At 70.6% G+C, this 18,531-nt stretch carries 14 protein-coding genes and 4 tRNA genes; 10 read left to right on the forward strand and 8 right to left on the reverse strand.

Going from position 1 to position 18,531, the window contains the following annotated elements; genetic code table 11:
- Positions 1-54 precede the first annotated feature (54 nt).
- The 3 genes from J1792_RS21260 (at position 55) to J1792_RS21270 (ending at position 4,483) form a co-directional block, all read left to right on the forward strand.
- Positions 55-2,439: a polysaccharide lyase family 8 super-sandwich domain-containing protein gene (locus tag J1792_RS21260; protein ID WP_307843056.1), complete on the forward strand. Its 2,385-nt coding sequence runs from the start codon at positions 55-57 to the stop codon at positions 2,437-2,439.
- Between the two features lie 228 nt (positions 2,440-2,667).
- Positions 2,668-4,251, forward strand: coding sequence for an acyl-CoA carboxylase subunit beta (locus tag J1792_RS21265; protein ID WP_207247994.1), 1,584 nt, complete (start codon positions 2,668-2,670; stop codon positions 4,249-4,251).
- A 34-nt stretch (positions 4,252-4,285) separates the two neighbouring features.
- Positions 4,286-4,483 (forward strand): acyl-CoA carboxylase subunit epsilon, encoded by a 198-nt coding sequence (locus J1792_RS21270; protein WP_207247995.1) that lies wholly within the window; start codon positions 4,286-4,288, stop codon positions 4,481-4,483.
- Between the two features lie 161 nt (positions 4,484-4,644).
- Here the strand turns inward: J1792_RS21270 and J1792_RS21275 are convergent, their stop codons facing one another.
- From J1792_RS21275 to J1792_RS21310, 8 genes are all read right to left on the reverse strand, one after another.
- Positions 4,645-5,226, reverse strand: a complete 582-nt coding sequence (locus tag J1792_RS21275) for a GTP-binding protein (protein WP_130880090.1) — start codon at positions 5,224-5,226, stop codon at positions 4,645-4,647.
- Positions 5,207-5,740: a DUF742 domain-containing protein gene (locus tag J1792_RS21280; protein WP_207247996.1), complete on the reverse strand. Its 534-nt coding sequence runs from the start codon at positions 5,738-5,740 to the stop codon at positions 5,207-5,209. The genes J1792_RS21275 and J1792_RS21280 overlap by 20 nt, the downstream gene beginning before the upstream one ends.
- Positions 5,741-5,824: 84 nt before the next feature.
- Positions 5,825-6,238 carry a roadblock/LC7 domain-containing protein gene (locus J1792_RS21285; RefSeq protein WP_181143878.1) on the reverse strand — a complete coding sequence of 138 codons (414 nt, stop codon included), beginning with the start codon at positions 6,236-6,238 and terminating at the stop codon, positions 5,825-5,827.
- Positions 6,239-6,247: 9 nt separating this feature from the next.
- Positions 6,248-9,394 carry a sensor histidine kinase gene (locus J1792_RS21290; RefSeq protein ID WP_207247997.1) on the reverse strand — a complete coding sequence of 1,049 codons (3,147 nt, stop codon included), beginning with the start codon at positions 9,392-9,394 and terminating at the stop codon, positions 6,248-6,250.
- 327 nt (positions 9,395-9,721) lie between these two features.
- The gene (locus tag J1792_RS21295) at positions 9,722-10,312 is read right to left on the reverse strand and encodes a GTP-binding protein (RefSeq protein WP_207247998.1); all 591 of its coding nucleotides are present in this window, start codon (positions 10,310-10,312) and stop codon (positions 9,722-9,724) included.
- Positions 10,293-10,700 (reverse strand): DUF742 domain-containing protein, encoded by a 408-nt coding sequence (locus tag J1792_RS21300; RefSeq protein WP_207247999.1) that lies wholly within the window; start codon positions 10,698-10,700, stop codon positions 10,293-10,295. The genes J1792_RS21295 and J1792_RS21300 overlap by 20 nt, the downstream gene beginning before the upstream one ends.
- Positions 10,701-10,803: 103 nt before the next feature.
- Entirely contained in the window at positions 10,804-11,217 is a 414-nt protein-coding gene (locus tag J1792_RS21305; RefSeq protein WP_207248166.1) for a roadblock/LC7 domain-containing protein, read from the reverse strand.
- A gap of 9 nt (positions 11,218-11,226) precedes the next feature.
- Positions 11,227-14,820 (reverse strand): sensor histidine kinase, encoded by a 3,594-nt coding sequence (locus J1792_RS21310; protein WP_207248000.1) that lies wholly within the window; start codon positions 14,818-14,820, stop codon positions 11,227-11,229.
- Between the two features lie 508 nt (positions 14,821-15,328).
- Between J1792_RS21310 and J1792_RS21315 the strand changes: the two genes are divergently transcribed.
- The 7 genes from J1792_RS21315 (at position 15,329) to J1792_RS21345 (ending at position 18,502) form a co-directional block, all read left to right on the forward strand.
- Positions 15,329-15,523 (forward strand): hypothetical protein, encoded by a 195-nt coding sequence (locus J1792_RS21315; protein WP_086571984.1) that lies wholly within the window; start codon positions 15,329-15,331, stop codon positions 15,521-15,523.
- An 88-nt stretch (positions 15,524-15,611) separates the two neighbouring features.
- Positions 15,612-16,394 (forward strand): fumarylacetoacetate hydrolase family protein, encoded by a 783-nt coding sequence (locus tag J1792_RS21320; protein WP_086571982.1) that lies wholly within the window; start codon positions 15,612-15,614, stop codon positions 16,392-16,394.
- Entirely contained in the window at positions 16,387-17,862 is a 1,476-nt protein-coding gene (gene gltX, locus J1792_RS21325; RefSeq protein ID WP_086571980.1) for a glutamate--tRNA ligase, read from the forward strand. The genes J1792_RS21320 and gltX overlap by 8 nt, the downstream gene beginning before the upstream one ends.
- Positions 17,863-18,075: 213 nt before the next feature.
- Positions 18,076-18,147, forward strand: a tRNA-Gln gene (locus J1792_RS21330).
- Positions 18,148-18,228: 81 nt separating this feature from the next.
- Positions 18,229-18,301, forward strand: a tRNA-Glu gene (locus J1792_RS21335).
- Positions 18,302-18,340: 39 nt separating this feature from the next.
- A tRNA-Glu gene (locus J1792_RS21340) sits at positions 18,341-18,413 on the forward strand.
- Positions 18,414-18,430: 17 nt separating this feature from the next.
- Positions 18,431-18,502: transfer RNA gene (locus J1792_RS21345), tRNA-Gln, on the forward strand.
- Positions 18,503-18,531 lie beyond the last annotated feature (29 nt).

The following is an 18,531-nucleotide window of genomic DNA, read 5'->3' on the forward strand; positions in this document are numbered from 1 at the left end:
TCTCCCCGTCGGAGGTCATTGCCACCCCCGGGGCCGCGTGCCAGCGTGTGCGCCGTGCCGTCGCCCTTCCCCTCCGGTACCACCCGCCGCGGCTTCCTCGCCGCCTCCGTCGTGAGCGCGCTCGGCCTCACCCCCTCGCCCGCCCGGGCGGACGGCGGGGACGACGAGTTCGCGGTGCTCCGCCGCCGCTGGCGCGACCTCGTGCTCGGCAGTGGCTTCGACCCGGCCGCCGAGCCCTACGCCACCGCCCTGCGCCGCACCGGCGAGCTCGCCCGTGCCCACCGCGCGGGCATGCGCCCCGCCCCCGCCTCGCTCTGGCCCGACGCCCCCTTCGACCCACCAGCCGGCATCACCCAGAGCTACGCCCGCCTGTTCACCATGGCCCAGGCCCACGCCCAGCCCGGCACCGGCCTCACCGGCGACCCGGGCCTCGCCGCCGACGTCCTCGCCGGGCTCGACCACCTCCACGAGCGCGTCTACCACCCCGGCACCACCCGCTACGGCAACTGGTGGGAGTGGCAGATCGGCAGCCCCCGCCTGCTCCTGGACACCCTCGCCCTCCTCCACGACGCCGCCGGCCCGGAGCGGCGCGCCCGCTGCCTCGCCGCCGTCGACCACTTCGTTCCCGACTCCCTGCTCGGCGCCTACACGGGCACGAGCACCGGCGCCAACCGCGTCGACCTGTGCCGGGTCGTCGCCCTGCGCGGCGTGCTCGGCGCGGCCCCCGCCAAGATCGCCCTCGCCCGGGACGCCCTCTCACCCGTCTTCCCCCACGTCACCCGGGGCGACGGCCTCTACGCCGACGGCTCCTTCGTCCAGCACACGACGGTCGCCTACACCGGTACGTACGGCTGTGTGCTGCTCGACGGCCTCGGCCGGCTCTTCGCGCTGCTGCGGGGGTCGAGCTGGGAGGTCACCGACCCGCTCCGGCGGATCGTCCACGACAGCGTCGAGCGGGCCTACGCACCGCTGATCCACAACGGCCTGGTCATGGACAGCGTCTCCGGCCGTGCCGTCAGCCGGGGCGTGCAGGGCGACGACCCGCAGTCGCTCCCGCAGAGCGACCACCAGCGCGGCCACGCCCTGATCGCCGCCATCGCCCTGCTAGCGGCCGGCGCGACCCCGGCCGAGCGGGACCGCTGGCACGCGATGATCAAAGGGTGGGCCGCCCGGGACGCCGGCGGCCCGGCGCACACCGATCCCCGGTTCCCGGTCGCCGACCTGGCCCGCCTCGCCGCGGTCCAGGCCGCCCCCGTCCCCCCGGCGCCCGAGCCCGTGGGCCACCGCCTGTTCCCGGCCATGGACCGGGCCGTCCACCGGCGCCCCGGGTGGGCCGCGAACATCGCCATGGCCTCCGACCGCATCACCTACTACGAGAACGGCAACGGCGAGAACCCGCGCGGCTGGCACACCGGCGCCGGAATGCTCTACTGGTGGCCCGCCCACGGCGACGGCCAGTACAGCGACGCCTTCTGGCCCACCGTCGACCCCCACCGCCTGCCCGGCACCACCGTCTCGGCGCTCCCGCTCGCCGACAACGAGGGCGGCGGCTGGGGCGCCCCCCGGCCGGCGGTGCGCTGGGTGGGCGGAGCGACGGACGGCGCGTACGCGGCCGTCGGGCAGCACCTCAAGGGGCTCGGCTCCACGCTCGAGGCGCGCAAGTCGTGGTTCTGTGCGGCCGACGCGATCGTCTGCCTCGGCGCGGGCATCACGGCGCGGGACGGGCAGGAGGTGGAGACGATCGTCGACAACCGCGCCCTCGGCGCCGACGCCACGGCCCCGCTCACGGTCGACGGAGAGCCGCAGCCGGCCGATGACGGCCGGCAGCGGTCCTGGGAGAGCGCCCGCTGGGCGCACCTGGCCGGGCACGGCGGCTATGTCTTCCCCGGAGGCGCCGCACTGGAAGCCCTGCGCGAGGCCCGCACCGGATCCTGGCGGGACATCAACGCCGGCGGCTCGCCCACCCCCCTCACCCGCCACTACCTCACCCTCTGGCACCCCCACGGCACCGACCCCGACGACGCCTCCTACGCCTACGTCCTGATGCCCGGCGCCACCCGGCGGGCCGTCGCCGCCCGCGCCGCCGAGACGGACTGGCTCGCCGTCCTGGCCAACACCCGCGACCGCCAGGCCGTCCACATCCCCTCGCTCGGCCTGACCGCCGCCAACTTCTGGCAGCCCGGCACCGCCGGCCCCCTCACCGTCACCGCGCCCGCCTCCGTGCTCGTACGCCGCCACGGCCGCACGGCCACCCTCCACCTCGCCGAACCCCCGCGCACCGGCGCCCCCCTCGAGCTCACCTGGCACCACCCCGTGCGGCGCGTCACCGCCCACGATGCCTCGGTGCAGGTGCTCGCCACCGGCCCCCGGCTGCGGCTGGGCGTCGCACCGGGCACCGCCTGCGCCACACACGCCTGCGCCGTGGAGCTGGGGGAGTAGGCCGCGAGAGCCGCCCGATCACCCGGACGGCGGTACCTGGTCAAGCCATATATAAGCCGCCTTGGACGGTCCGGATTTGTGGAGTGCCCACAGCGTGGGACGGCCGGTCGAACGCGGGGAACTGATAAGGGTGCAGTGCGCTTCTGTCTCGCCTGCCCACGAAATCGCGCAGTACGTTGTGTGGAACCGACATGATGTTCCGGGACTCCCGCCGCGTACCGTCTTTCCATGAGCAATCTCGAAGGTGCGCCCGTAGAGGCGAGTGACGTCCGTGGGCGCGTCGCCGAGCTGCATGCCATTCGCGAGCAGGTTCGGCGTGGTCCGAGTGAGCGGGCTACCGAGGCCCAGAAGGCCAAGGGGAAGCTGACCGCCCGCGAGCGCATAGATCTGCTGCTGGATGAGGGCTCCTTCAACGAGGTGGAGCCCCTCCGCCGGCACCGGGCGAGCGGGTTCGGCCTGGAGGCCAAGCGCCCCTACACGGACGGTGTGATCACCGGCTGGGGCACGGTGCACGGACGGACGGTGTTCGTCTACGCCCACGACTTCCGTATCTTCGGCGGCGCGCTGGGCGAGGCCCACGCCACGAAGATCCACAAGATCATGGACATGGCCATCGCGGCCGGCGCACCCCTGGTGTCGCTGAACGACGGCGCCGGCGCCCGTATCCAGGAAGGCGTCTCGGCGCTCGCCGGGTACGGCGGGATCTTCCAGCGCAACACCAAGGCCTCGGGCGTCATCCCGCAGATCAGCGTGATGCTCGGCCCCTGCGCCGGCGGTGCCGCGTACAGCCCGGCCCTGACGGACTTCGTGTTCATGGTCCGTGAGACGTCGCAGATGTTCATCACCGGCCCGGACGTGGTGCGCGCCGTCACCGGCGAGGAGATCACCCAGAACGGCCTCGGCGGCGCGGATGTGCACGCCGAGACCTCCGGTGTGGCCCACTTCGCCTACGACGACGAGGAGACGTGCCTGGAGGAGGTCCGCTACCTCCTGTCGCTGCTGCCGCAGAACAACCGGGAGAACCCTCCGCGCGTGGCGTCGGAGGACCCGGCCGACCGCGTCGGCGAGGCCCTGCTCGACCTGGTCCCGGCCGACGGCAACCGCCCGTACGACATGCGCAAGGTCATCGAGGAGCTCGTCGACGACGGCGACTACCTCGAGATCCACGAGCGCTGGGCCACCAACATCATCTGTGCCCTGTCCCGCCTCGACGGGCAGGTCGTCGGCATCGTGGCGAACCAGCCGCAGTCCCTCGCCGGCGTCCTGGACATCGAGGCCTCGGAGAAGGCCGCGCGCTTCATCCAGATGTGCGACGCCTTCAATATTCCGATCATCACTCTTCTGGACGTGCCCGGCTTCCTGCCGGGCGTCGATCAGGAGCACGGCGGAATCATCCGCCACGGCGCGAAACTGCTCTACGCCTACTGCAACGCGACCGTGCCGCGGATCTCGGTGATCCTGCGCAAGGCCTACGGCGGCGCCTACATCGTCATGGACTCCCAGTCCATCGGCGCCGACCTGACCTACGCCTGGCCCACCAACGAGATCGCGGTCATGGGCGCCGAGGGCGCCGCCAACGTGATCTTCCGCAAGCAGATCGCCGAGGCGGACGACCCCGACGCCATGCGCGCCCGCATGGTCAAGGAGTACAAGTCCGAGCTCATGCACCCGTACTACGCGGCCGAGCGCGGCCTGGTCGACGACGTGATCGACCCCGTCGAGACCCGGTCGGTGCTGATCCGGTCGCTGGCGATGCTCGCCACCAAGCACGCCGACCTGCCGTCCCGCAAGCACGGCAACCCGCCTCAGTAACGCACGCCCAGTACTTCACCCATCGGAGATACGCATGAACGACACGCTCGTACGCGTCGAGAAGGGCCTCGCGGACGCCGAGGAACTGGCAGCCGTGACCGCCGTACTCCTCGCCCGTGCCGCCGGCCGCGAGAACGCCGCCGAGGCCCCCCGCCCGCGTCGCACCACGGCCGGCTGGCGCCGACTGGAGCGCAGCTCCGGCTTCCGCGCACCGCACAGCTGGCAGGGCTGATCACCTCCCGGCCGACCGGGTCCACCGGGTCCACGTAAAGCCGTACATGAGGAAGGGCCCCGAGCGAAACGCTCGGGGCCCTTCCTCGTGCGCGCCACCGCGCGGGAACGCGAAGAGGTCCCCGCACTCCCGAGGAGTGCGGGGACCTCTTCGCATCCGTGCTAGCGCAGGCGCGCCATGAGGGCGTGCTCGACGAGCGTGATGAGGGCGCTCTTCGCCTCGTTGCGGTGGCGGGCGTCCGTCGTGATGATCGGCGCGTCGGGGCCGATCTGGAGGGCCTCGCGGACCTCCTCCGGGTTGTAGGGCTGGTGCCCGTCGAAGCCGTTGAGGGCGATGACGAAGGGCAGACCGCTGTTCTCGAAGTAGTCGACCGCGGGGAAGCAGTCGGCGAGACGGCGGGTGTCGACGAGGACGACGGCGCCGATGGCGCCGCGGACCAGGTCGTCCCACATGAACCAGAAACGGTCCTGACCCGGCGTACCGAAGAGGTACAGGATCAGGTCCTGGTCCAGGGTGATACGGCCGAAGTCCATGGCCACGGTCGTCGTGGTCTTGTCCGGCGCGTGGGTGAGGTCGTCGATGCCCGCCGAGGCGGAGGTCATGACGGCTTCGGTGCGCAGCGGGTTGATCTCCGAGACCGCGCCGACGAACGTGGTCTTGCCCACGCCGAAGCCACCCGCGACGACGATCTTCGCGGAGGTGGTGGAGCGGGCTGCCTCGCCGCTAGAGGTTCCGAAGTCCACTGAGCACCCTTTCGAGCAGTGTCACGTCAGGCTGGCCGCCGGCGGACGCATCGCCGCCGGGCTGATGAATGGCGACGAGTCCGGCCTCCGCCAGGTCGGCTACGAGGATCCGGGCGACGCCGAGCGGAATGGAAAGGAGCGCCGAGATCTCGGCGACCGATTTGATCTCGGTGCACAGGTGGCAGATGCGCTGGTGTTCCGGCAACTGCCCTTGAAGCTGGGACGGCTGGGCCGTGGTGTGCACCAGTGCCTCGATGGCGAGCTGGTACCGCGGCCTGGTCCGGCCGCCGGTCATCGCGTAAGGGCGGACCAGCGGGTTGTTCCTGGCGCCGCCGCCGGAAGGGGCGGCCGCACGCCGGTGTTGCTGAGGCTGGGCGGGCACATGCGGAGGTCGCTGCTCCGGCATGGACCCGTAGCCCGGTGAGGATGGTGAGGAGGGGAAGTTGTAGCGGTTCAACGGCTGTTGAGCCTGCTGATCATTGCCATACGGGTAACCGCCTGGGGGCGTTGCCACGTCTCCTCCTCCAACTTGCCTGTCTACTGCTGGCCGCGCCACCGCACCCTATGGCGCGGTGGCGCGAAACGCACTGTCTCTTTGCTAGTTGAGAAGGCTCCCCTGCAGTTCCGCCCGCAGGTCGGGCGTCAGGACATTGCCGGCGCGGTCCACGAGAAGGGCCATCTCGTAGCCCACGAGGCCGATGTCGCACTCGGGGTGCGCCAGTACGGCCAGCGAGGAACCGTCCGAGATGGACATGATGAAGAGGAAGCCGCGCTCCATCTCCACCACGGTCTGGTTGACCGTGCCGCCCTCGAAGATGCGGGAGGCACCGGCGGTCAGTGAGGTCAGGCCGGAGGCGACCGCCGCCAGCTGGTCGGCGCGGTCCCGCGGAAAGCCTTCGGACATCGCCAGAAGGAGTCCGTCGGCGGAGACCACGACGGTGTGGGACACCCCTGGGGTGTTGTCCACGAAACTGGTGATCAACCAGTTCAGGTTTTGCGCCGCCTGGCTCATCGGGCTCAACTAACGCTCCTGATCGTAGGTGCCGCCGGGGCCGAAGCCCTGGTCGTGTTGCTCATGCTGGTCGTGCGCGGAAGACTCCGGGAAGTCGCCCCCCGCGTTGCGCCCCTGCTGGATGCCGCGGCGCAGGTTGGCGAGCCTGCCACGGACGTCCTCCGGTGCGCGGGAGATCTGCGGGCCCCCCTGGGGGGTCTGCTCCGCCTTGCCCTCGACCAGATTGGCCTTGGGAACCCGGCGGGGGAGACCGGAGGAGGTCACGCCGCCGGCCTTCGGCTCCCGGAGCTGTCCGGCACGCTGCCAGCGCTCGTCGTTCGCCGACCGCCATCCGGAGTCGTCACCCTCCTGAGGCTGCTGTGGGACCTCCTGCTGGGACTGCTCCCGTTCTCCGCCGTCCCTCGTGGCCTCCTCGCCCGTCTCGGGTTGCTGCCACCGCGTGTTGTCGCGGCGCGGCAGACCGGACCCGGTCAGCGAGGGGGATCCGCTCGAGGCGGGGCCCGGACGGTCGAACTCTACGCGCTCGGGCTGGGCTGTGTCAGCGGACGGCTGGGATTCCGATTCCGCTCCGTAACCCTGTCCGTACGCTTGCTGGTACGGACCTGGTTCGGGCCACTCACCTTGGTGGGCGGGCGCGTTGTAGTCGCCGTAGGTCTGCGAGTCGTCAACGGCCGGGTCCGCGTAGGCGGGTTCCGCGTAGCCGTTCTCCGCTTCCGCGTAGCCGTTCTCCGCGTAGCCGCTCTCCGCGTACTGTCCCTCACCGTACGCGTAGCCGCCGTCGGCCGGAGCCGCGCCGGTCTGCGCCTGCGGGGGTATGTGCTCCTGCGGCTGTGCGTGCGGCTGCTCGAACTGCTGCGGGGCCACCTCGTCGCGGAACAGCGGGCGGTTGTCGGAGGACAGCGACGCCCGGCGCTCCTCGCGCATCAGCGACCGGCCGACCGGGTCCATCGTGGCGCCGGAGCCGGGGGCGTCGGGGCGCGCGTCGTAGCGGGAGTCGTCGAAGCCGAGCTCGGCCGCGGTACGGGCCTGGGCCACCGGCTGCTGCTGGACCTGCTGCTGGCCGTGCTGGCCCGGGACCATCTGGGAGACCGTGAAGTCGTCCTGGGCGAGGTCCTCGGCGCCACCGCCGTGCGTGATCACGTCCGGGAGCATCACCAGCGAGGTGGTGCCCGCCTGCTCGCCCGAGGGGCGCAGCTGGACGCGGATGCCGTGCCGGGTCGCCAGCCGGCCGACCACGAACAGACCCATGCGCTGGGAGATCGCGGCGTCCACGGTCGGCGGGTTGGCCAGCTTGTGGTTGATGTCCGCGAAGTCCTCGGCGGTCAGGCCGATGCCCTTGTCGTGGATCTCGACCATGACGCGGCCGTCGGGCAGTCGCGTCGCGGTGACGCGCACCTTGGTGTGCGGGGAGGAGAACGAGGTGGCGTTCTCCAGCAGCTCGGCGAGCAGGTGCACGAGGTCGGTCACGGCCAGGCCGTGGATCTCGGCCTCCGGGAGCCCGCTCAGCTCGATGCGCTCGTACGCCTCCACCTCGGAGGTGGCGGCACGGAGCACGTCCACCAGCGGGATCGGCTGGTCCCAGCGGCGGCCCGGCTCCTCGCCCGCGAGGATGAGGAGGTTCTCACCGTTGCGGCGCATGCGGGTGGCCAGGTGGTCCAGGCGGAAGAGGTTCTCCAGCTGGTCCGGGTCGGCCTCGTTGTTCTCGAGGTCCGTGATCAGGTTCAGCTGGCCCTCGATCAGCGCCTGGTTGCGCCGGGAGAGGTTGGTGAAGATCGCGTTGACGTTGCCCCGGAGCAGTGCCTGCTCGGAGGCGAGTCGCACGGCCTCGCGGTGCACCTGGTCGAAGGCGCGGGCGACCTCGCCGATCTCGTCCTTGGTGTCGATCGGGATGGGCTGGACACGGGTGTCCACACGGCCCGGGTCGGTCCGCGACAGCTGGGCGACCAGCGTCGGCAGGCGCTGCTCGGCCACGTCGAAGGCGGCGGTGCGCAGGCGGCTCATGTTGCGGCTCATCGAGGTGGCCATCTTGCCCGCCACGAGGAACGCGATCAGGAGCGCCAGGATCATGATCGAGGAGTTGACGATCGCCTCGCGCTGGGCGTCCGAGGCGATGGAGTCGGCCTCGTCCACCGCCTGGTCGGCCAGGCGCTCCTCGATGGTCCGGTAGGCACCGAACTTCGCCGTGGAGGCGGCCAGCCAGGAGTCGGCGGTGATGCCCTTGGCCTTGAGCTGGGGGGCGGTGGCGCCGGACATGATGGCGAGGGCCATCTTGTCCGTGTCCTCGATCTGCGCGTCGGCGGCGAAGGCGTTGTTGAGGCGCTTGATGTCGTCCTCGGTACCACCGGCCTCGTACTCGCCGCGGGCGACGTACTCGAGGAAGTTGTACGAGGAGAAGGCCGTCAGCAGCGTCTCGCGGTTCTTGGCCGTGCCCGGGTCGATGAGCAGGTGGGTACCGATGGAACGCTGCAGCGACTCGGCGGCCTTCGCCAGGGAGGCGGCGTAGACCATGCGGCCGTAGGCGGTGACGTTGCCGGTGCCCAGGCCCAGCTCGTTGGTGAAGGCCATGAGGGGACGCTGGATGGCGCCGTAGCCGTCCTCCGTCTTGGCCCCGTCCAGGACGGGCGTGTACGCGGCCTGGCGCAGCTTGGTCAGCGCGGGCTCGGCGTCGCGCACCAGCTTCAGGCGGCGCTTGAGGCCTGGGGTGTCGGGCATCTCCTTGACGCGCTTGTCGAACTCGGCGCGGGCGGCGTCGGTGGCCTCCCGGGCCTTCTTCACGTTCGCGTCGTCGCGGTTGCCCTCGAGCAACGGCTTGGCCGACAGGTCGCGCTCGTCGATGACGGCGTGCGCGTAGCCGGTCGCGGCCTGCACCAGACGCGCGGTGTCGGCCGCGTCCTGGGCCTCGAGCCAGGTGTCGACGGACTGCTTGACGTTCAGGCCGCCGAACACGAGGGCGATGATCACGGGGATCATCAGGATCGCGTTCAGTCGCAGGCGCACACGCCAGTTGCGGGGCGAGAATCTGCCGCCACGGCCCGTCTCGGGGGCCGCGGGGGGCTCGGGCATGTCGGAAGGCGGCACCGCTGTGCGCGACGGCGGGGTGAAGTTGCCCCGCGCGTCTCGCGCCTGCTGCGCGGCGCCCGTCTTTCTTCGCCTCACTCGACCAACAACCTCTCGGCGTCTGCACCTGTGCTGTGCCGTTTATCCGTGTGAGCCATGACGACTCAGTCCGGGAATTCCAGCACGCCGGGCAGGTGCATTCCAAACAACGGACAGAGCCCCTGAAGGCCGCGATTTGCCTGACATAAAACGGGCATTAAGGCCGAGCCACGCCAAATGGCAGGGTGGTTGATCGCAGAACGAAGTCGGCCGGACGCGCCCAGTGGTCGCGTCCGGCCAATTCTCTGTCGAAACGTTATGAACGTCGAAGGACGTCGTGGTCAATGCCACAACTTACACACCGTCACGACATTCGGTCGAACAACACTATTTCAGCCGCGCCATGAGCGCGTGTTCGACGAGCGTGATGAGGGCGCTCTTCGTTTCGTTGCGGTGACGCGCGTCGGTCGTGATGATCGGCGCGTCGGGGCCGATCTGGAGGGCCTCGCGGACCTCTTCGGGGGTGTAGGGCTGGTGCCCGTCGAAGCCGTTGAGGGCGATGACGAAGGGCAGACCGCTGTTCTCGAAGTAGTCGACCGCGGGGAAGCAGTCGGCGAGACGGCGGGTGTCGACGAGGACGACGGCGCCGATGGCGCCGCGGACCAGGTCGTCCCACATGAACCAGAAACGGTCCTGACCCGGCGTACCGAACAGGTAGAGGATCAGGTCGTCATCAAGGGTGATACGGCCGAAATCCATCGCCACGGTCGTCGTGGTCTTGCCCTGAACATGGCTCAGGTCGTCGATGCCCGCCGAGGCGGACGTCATCACGGCCTCGGTGCGCAGCGGACTGATCTCCGAGACCGCACCGACGAACGTGGTCTTGCCGACGCCGAAGCCGCCGGCCACCACGATCTTCGCGGAAGTGGTCGAGCGGCCAGAACCGGCCGCGCTCCCGCTAGAGCTTCCGAAGTCCACTGAGCACCCTTTCGAGCAGTGTCACATCCGGCGTGCCACCGGCCTCGGTGCCGCCGCCCGGCTGGTGGATCGCCACCATGCCGGCCTCCGCCAGGTCCGCCACCAGGATCCGTGCCACACCCAGCGGCATGTTCAGCAGCGCGGAGACCTCCGCGACCGACTTGACCTCGGTGCACAGGTGGCAGATCCGCTGGTGCTCCGGAAGCAGCCCCCCGAGGTGGGCCGGGTCGGCCGTCGAGCTGACCAGCGCCTCGATGGCGAGCTGGTAGCGCGGCCGGGTGCGACCCCCCGTCATGGCATAGGGGCGGACCAGCGGCTGGTCGCCTTCATCCCCGTACGGCGCGTGATGAGAAGCGCCGTACGGGCCGGGCGAGGCGGGCGGGGTCATGAATCCTCCGGACGGGACAGCAGGAAGGCAATAATGCCGTCGAGCGGGGGCCGGTGGGGGGGTTTCGGCCGTACGGTCGGACGGGATATGCGGTGTGTGTCGGTCAGTTCAGCAGGCTGCCCTGGAGCTCGGCGCGCAGGTCGGGCGTCAGGACGTTGCCGGCGCGGTCCACGAGAAGGGCCATCTCGTAGCCCACGAGGCCGATGTCGCACTCGGGGTGCGCCAGTACGGCCAGGGACGAGCCGTCCGAGACGGACATGATGAAGAGGAACCCCCGCTCCATCTCCACCACGGTCTGGGTGACCGTGCCGCCCTCGAAGATGCGGGACGCGCCGGCCGTCAGCGACGTCAGGCCGGAGGCCACCGCCGCCAGCTGGTCGGCACGGTCCCGCGGGAACCCTTCGGACATCGCCAGAAGAAGTCCGTCGGCGGACACCACCACCGTGTGCGACACCCCCGGGGTGTTGTCCACGAAGTTGGTGATCAACCAGTTCAGATTTTGCGCCGCCTGGCTCATCGGACTCAACTAACGCTCCTGCTGGTGAGTGGGGCCAACGTTGTGACTGCCGGTGGCCGGGCCGCTGCCGGCCTGACGTCCCTGCTGGATGCCCCGGCGGAGATTGGTCAGTCGGCCGCGTACGTCGTCGGGCGCACGCGAGACCGCCGGACCGGTCGGAAGGGACTGGGTCTGCGTCGTCTCGGCGGTTCCCTCGACGAGGTTGGCGCGCGGCACGCGCTTCGGCAGCCCGGACGAGGTGGTTCCACCCGCGGCCGGCTCACGGACCTGCTCGGCCCGGCGCCAGCGCTCGTCATTGGGGGAGCCCGGCCACGCGTCCTGCGACGGGCTCCGGTCGGTACCGGAGGGCTGCGGGCCGCCGGTCAGCGGACCACCGCCCTGCGGGCCGGCCTGCGGGCCGTTCTGCGGCGCCGGCGCGGGCGTACGGCCCGTGGCGCGGCGCGGCATCGGGCGCGCGGAGTCGGCGGGCTGCTGCGGCACGCCGGCCTGCGGCTCGTCGCGGAACCAGTGCGACTCCAGCTCCGAGAACAGCGGCGTGCCGGCGCCCTCGCCACCGGGGGCGGGGCGGTCCGTGCGGCCGCCGGCGGCGGGGCCGCCGGGCAGCTCGAACCGGTTGTTCGCGGGAGCGTTGTCCCGCGCGCCGCCGGCGTCGGGCTGCGCGAAGCGGCCCGTGGCCTCGTTCTGCGGACCGCCGTGGGTGGCGGGCCGGTCGTACTGGCCGGTCGTGTTCTGGCGCTGCTCGTTCTGCGCGGGGCGGGCGAACTGGCCGGTGGCCGAGGGGCCGCCGGGCAGCTCGAAGGAGCCGGTCCGCGCGTTCGGCGCCTCGCCCGCGGCGGGCACCGGCGGGAACTGCGCGGTGTCACCGGCGCCGGGCCGCGGGAAGCTGCCCGTGGCCGCCGACGGCTGCTCGGTCGCGGGGACCGGCGGGAACTGCGCCGTGTCGCCGGGGCCGCCGCTGAGCTGCGCGCCGCCGGCGGGCTGGCCGCCCTTCTTCCGCTTGTGCTTGTTCCCCGGGGCCGCGGGGCGGCCGCCGGACGTGTCCGTCTCGTCGTGGCCGCGCGGGGCGTCCTGACCGGAGCGGGCGGAGCCGCCGTCGGGCATCGGCCAGTCGTCGGCCGGGGCGCCCGGGCCCTTGCGGCCGGCGTTGCCGGCCGGGGCCTGCGCGTTGCCCCAGGCCGGAGCCTGGCGGCCGGCGTCACCGGCGGCGGGGGCGGAGCCGCCCCCGTTACGGGCCGGCAGCTGCGGGCGCCCGCCGGCACCGGCCGGCGGCGGCACCGCGGCGGGGCCGGAGTTGCCGCGCACGGGAAGGCCGGGGCCGCCCTTGTCGCGCGGGGAGGTGTCGAAGAGGCTGCCCGCGGCGGCACCGCCGCTGGGGCCGGGACCCTGGGCGGGCCGGCCGGGCAGGCCGCCGCCCGGGGCGCTGCCGCGCGGCACGATCGCCGGGCGACGCTGCTGCTGACCGGGGCCGGCCGCGGGGGCTCCCTGACCGCCGGGGGCGCCGGCACCGGCACCCGCGCCCGCGGCACCACCCGGGGCCGGCTTCTTGTGGCCCTGGGCGACGTCGACGGGAAGCATGACGAGCGCGGTCGTGCCGCCCGAGTCGGACGGACGGAGCTGGATGCGGATGCCGTGTCGCAGGGACAGACGGCCGACCACGAACAGACCCATGCGTCGGGAGACCGACACGTCCACGGTGGGCGGGCTGGCGAGCCGCTCGTTGATCGCCGCGAGGTCCTCGGGCGAGAGGCCGATGCCGGTGTCGTGGATCTCGACCAGCACGCGCCCGTCGGGCAGCGCGTGACCGGTGACCTTGACCTTGGTCTGCGGCGAGGAGAAGGAAGTCGCGTTCTCGAGCAGCTCGGCGAGGAGGTGCACGAGGTCGTTGACGACGCGGCCGGCGACCTCGGTCGGCGGCACGCCGCTGAGCTCGATGCGCTCGTACTGCTCCACCTCGGACGCGGCGGCACGCAGGACGTCGACGAGCGGCACGGGACGGGTCCACCGTCGGCCGGGCTCCTCACCCGCGAGGACGAGGAGGTTCTCACCGTTACGGCGCATACGGGTCGCGAGGTGGTCCAGGCGGAACAGCGAGGACAGCTGGTCCGGGTCGGCCTCGCGGCTCTCGAGCTCGGAGATGAGCGAGAGCTGACGCTGGATGAGGCCCTGGCTGCGGCGCGAGAGGTTGGTGAACATCGCGTTGACGTTGCCTCGCAGAAGGGCCTGCTCGGCGGCGAGACGGACCGCTTCCTGGTGCACCTCGTCGAACGCCGCGGCCACCTTTCCGATCTCGTCCCGGCTGTGCACACCGACGGACTCCACGGACGTGTCCACGTCCTGCGGGTCGGTCTCGGACAGCTGCTTGACGAGCTCGGGCAGACGTTCCTGGGCGACCTTCTGGGCGGTGTCCTGCAGTCGCCGCAGCGACCGCACCATGGACCGGGCCACGACGAAGGCGCCGGCGAGCGAGATGCCGAGGACGAGGATGATCAGGACACCGTTGAGGATCGCGTCCTGGTTGGCCTCGTCGCGCAGCTCCGCGGCCTTCTGCTCCATCTGGTTGAGCAGGGTCGTCTCGATCTTCACCATCTCGGTGATCTTGACGGTGTCCTGGTCGTACCAGTCCTTGTAGCTGGTCTTCTCGTCCTTGAACGAGTTGGTGTTGCCGAAGGCGCGGGTGGCGAAGGTGTTCGCGGCCGTGATGTCCGTGATGCCGCCGTTGAGCGACTTCAGGAGCTCGGCGGAGTCGCCGGAGCGGATGGCCGTGAAGCGGATGAGGGCCTGTTCCTCGCTGGACAGCGCGCTCTGGCCGTACTGCAGGTCGTTCGCGCTCAGGTGCGCGCCCTTGACCGGGGCGAGGCCGGCGCTGAGGACGGCTCGCTGGATGGAGGCGTACTCCTTGGCGGCGGAGAACGTCGCCAGGGCGCGCGTCGCGGTGATCATGTCGCTGTTGCTGGTGGCCTGGGCCATGTCCTGGGACAGGGACAGCAGCGAGGTGATCAGGGTGTTGTAGTTGCCTACGGTCTTCGCGATGTACTCGGAGTCCTTGTAGGCGCTCTCGCGGACCTTCTGGATCTTCTTGAGTTCGCGCGAGATGTCGACAAGGGTGGACTGCACACCGACCATCGTCGGGTCGTCCGGGCGTGCCTTCTTCGTGGTCTCGGTGAAGGCCTCGATGTTGCGGTCGGTGCGCTGGCGCGAGGAGACGACCGCGTCGTCCTTGGAGTTGCGGTCGCGGATCAGCGGGCCGGCGGACTTGTCGCGCTCCTCCTGAAGGGCGTTGGCCAGCGCGGTGGCCTTGCCCGTCATGTCGGTGAGGAGCTTCATGTGGTCGAGCTGGTCGACATTCTCGAGCGAGGTCTCGATACGCAGGGCACCCAGCGTCGTCGCCGCGACGACGGGCAGGGCGAGCAGGGAGACCAGGCGGGTACTAATGCGCCAGTTGCGCAGGGCTATTCGTGAGCCCGTGCTGTTGGCACTCTTTCCCTTCGGTCGTTCGGTGGGCTCGCCACCGTTCGGTGCGTCGACGGGCGTGCCGCGGTCGGTTGCACCGCGCGGCTCCGGCTCCGCCGCAGCGCTGCCATCCCTCTTGAAACGTCCCTGCACTAGCGTCGCAACCTCTGGACCAGGCGTCCCGCCGGATGAGCGGAGGGACGGTGTCGAGTCGTGGGGGGACCGCGGTGCCCCCCAGGCGGTCCCCGGAATTCCAGCACAGTGCCGGATCTCCCAACAAGGCCGGTGCCTGCGGTGAGAAAAAGGGTGACGCTGGGTAAGGGGGACTGTGACGGACCGTAGAAGAACCCGCCCTTTATGCCGGATTTAACGCCATGAGTCGCATGGCTCACCAGGGGACTTCTAGGGTGTCCCAGTCGCCATGATCAGGAGCGGAACGTGTGATTCAGCCCTGCAATGTCCCGTTTCGTGGACCCCCGAGCACTGCCCGTTATATCGCATTTTTCTGTTCAGTCGTGAGGAAACTCACAGGAGGCCCAGGACTTGTGCGGCGCGCGTCTGGGGATAGGGGCGCCTTAGCCTGGTCCTTTGCACCGGCCCGGAACAGGCCCCGAAAAGCGCCCGAGAACAGCGCCACCACCGACTACGCGAGGCACCTCCAGTGAAGACGACCATGCCGTCCCGCAAGACCGCCAACCCGCGCCGCACCACGCTCGCGCACCTGAAGGACGCCACCGCCCTCCTCGGCGCGTCCGTCGAGCGCCCGGAGCACGCGGTCGAGCTGCCGGGGGCCACCGCCAACCCGCGCCGCACGGTTCTGATGGTCGCGCCGCAGACCCAGCTGCCCCAGGACTAAACGCGGGAGCGCACGGGCCGCGCACGCCCCCCGCGATAGCCTGAGGTGGTCAGACTCCGGCCAATCAGACAAGGGGCGCGAGCTACCCGTGCGCATCGCAAGGTTCTCCATCGACGGAAACGTCGCCTTCGGCGTCGTAGAGGGGGACGCCTCGACCGAGGGCGGTCCCGTCCTCGACATCATCAAGGGGCACCCCTTCGCGGAATTCGAGCGCTCGGGGCAGAAGATCCCACTGAGCAAGGTGCGGCTGCTGCCGCCCGTCCTGCCCAACAAGGTCGTCGCCGTCGCCCGCAACTACGCCGAGCACGCCGCGGAACTGGGCAACGAGCTCCCCGAGGGGCCCGTCACCTTCTTCAAGCCCTCCACCGCCGTCATCGGCCCGGGCGACCCCATCGCCTACCCCTCCTTCTCCGAAGAGGTCCACCACGAGGCGGAGCTCGCCGTCGTCATCGGCCGCATGTGCCGCGAGGTCCCGCGCGAGCGCGTCAAGGACGTCATCCTCGGCTACACCTGCGCCAACGACGTCACCGCGCGCGACGTCCAGCGCCGCGAGAAGCAGTGGGCCCGCGCCAAGGGCTTCGACACCTCCTGCCCCCTCGGCCCCTGGGTCGAGACCGAGCTCGACCCCTCCGACCTCGGCATCATGTGCACCGTGAACGGCGAGCAGCGCCAGCTGGGCCGCACGGCCGAGATGGTGCACTCCATCGAGGACCTGATCGTCAACATCACCGAGGCGATGACGCTGCTCCCCGGCGACGTCGTCCTCACCGGCACCCCGGCCGGAGTCGGACCGCTCAACGTCGGCGACGAGGTCGCCGTCACCATCGAAGGTATCGGCACTCTCACCAACAAGGTGATCAAGCGTGGCTAACGCGAACGTCCGCGTACGTTTCTGTCCCTCGCCGACCGGCAACCCCCATGTGGGCCTGGTCCGCACCGCCCTGTTCAACTGGGCGTTCGCCCGCCATCACGGCGGCACCCTGGTCTTCCGCATCGAGGACACCGACGCGGCGCGCGACTCGGAGGAGTCGTACCAGCAGCTGCTGGACGCCATGCGCTGGCTGGGCCTGGACTGGGACGAGGGCCCCGAGGTGGGCGGCCCCCACGCGCCGTACCGGCAGTCGCAGCGCATGGACCTCTACAAGGACGTCGCGAAGAAGCTGCTCGAGGCCGGGCACGCCTACTACTGCTACTGCACCACCGAGGAGCTCGACGAGCGCCGCGACGCCGCCCGCGCGGCCGGCCGGCCCTCCGGCTACGACGGCACGTGCCGCGAGGTCGGCGAGGAGCAGAAGGCGGAGTACGAGCGACAGGGCCGCGAGCCCATCGTCCGCTTCCGGATGCCCGACGAGCCGATCACCTTCACCGACCTGGTGCGCGGCGAGATGACCTTCACCCCGGAGAACGTTCCGGACTACGGCATCGTGCGGGCCAACGGCGCCCCCCTCTACACGCTCGTCAACCCCGTCGACGACGCGCTGATGGAGATCACGCACGTGCTGCGCGGCGAGGACCTGCTCTCCTCCACCCCGCGCCAGATCGCCCTCTACCGCGCTCTCGCGGAGATCGGCGTCGGCAACGGCACCACCCCGGACTTCGGCCACCTGCCGTATGTGATGGGCGAGGGCAACAAGAAGCTCTCCAAGCGCGACCCGCAGTCCTCCCTGAACCTCTACCGGGAGCGCGGCTTCCTGCGCGAGGGCCTGCTGAACTACCTCTCGCTGCTCGGCTGGTCCCTCTCGGCCGACCAGGACCTCTTCACGATGGAGGAGATGGTCGCCGCGTTCGACGTCAAGGACGTCAACGCCAACCCGGCCCGCTTCGACCTCAAGAAGTGCGAGGCGATCAACGCCGACCACATCCGCCGGCTCGACCCGAAGGCGTTCATCGAGGCCTGCACCCCCTGGCTGCGCGCGCCGCACGCCAACTGGGCGGAGGAGAAGTTCGACCAGGCCGCGTGGGAGGCGATCGCCCCGCACGCCCAGACCCGGCTCACGGTGCTCTCCGACATCACCGCGAACGTCGACTTCCTCTTCCTGGACGAGCCCGTCGAGGACGAGGCGTCCTGGGCCAAGGCCATGAAGGAGGGCTCGGACGCCCTGCTGCGCACGGCCCGCGCCAAGCTGGCGGAGGCCGACTGGAACGCCGACGCGCTCAAGGCCGCCGTCGTCGCCGCGGGCGAGGAGCACGGCCTGAAGCTGGGCAAGGCCCAGGCGCCCGTCCGCGTGGCCGTCACCGGCCGTACGGTCGGCCTGCCGCTCTTCGAGTCCCTGGAGATCCTCGGCCGCGAGCGCACCCTGGCGCGCGTCGACGCCGCCCTGGCGAAGCTCGGCGCCTGACGCCCGCGCACGTCCCGCCGTACGGGGCCCGGCAGCCTTCCCAAGGCCGCCGGGCCCCGGTGCGCACGGCCGCCCGGAGACCAGGCGGGTTATCGATTTTGGACCCCAGTCCACCTTCGGGTAATGTTCTTCCTGCGCCGCCCGAGAGGGCCGAGAGGCCGGAGCGGAAGGCGCAAGCCGAGACAAGACCCCTTCCGGGGGGTCGAGTTACGGTGGGGTATGGTGTAATTGGCAGCACGAGGGTTTCTGGTTCCCTTAGTCTAGGTTCGAGTCCTGGTACCCCAGCAAGAGAAATTCTTAGCGGAAATTCTCTCGCAAAACTACTGATAAAGTAGACACCGCGCGAAAGCGCAAAGCGAAGTGCAAGCCCCCGTTGTGTAGCGGCCTAGCACGCCGCCCTCTCAAGGCGGTAGCGCCGGTTCGAATCCGGTCGGGGGTACTGATTCCTCAGAGGGTGACCTCGAAGGGGATCGCTAGGGCCCCCGTTGTGTAGCGGCCTAGCACGCCGCCCTCTCAAGGCGGTAGCGCCGGTTCGAATCCGGTCGGGGGTACTGGTTAATAACCACCATGGGGTATGGTGTAATTGGCAGCACGAGGGTTTCTGGTTCCCTTAGTCTAGGTTCGAGTCCTGGTACCCCAGCGCAGATTGCTTTTTGAGTCTGCTGAGCA

It is taken from the genome of Streptomyces triculaminicus (genome assembly GCF_017349075.1).
Classification (GTDB): Bacteria; Actinomycetota; Actinomycetes; order Streptomycetales; family Streptomycetaceae; genus Streptomyces; species Streptomyces triculaminicus.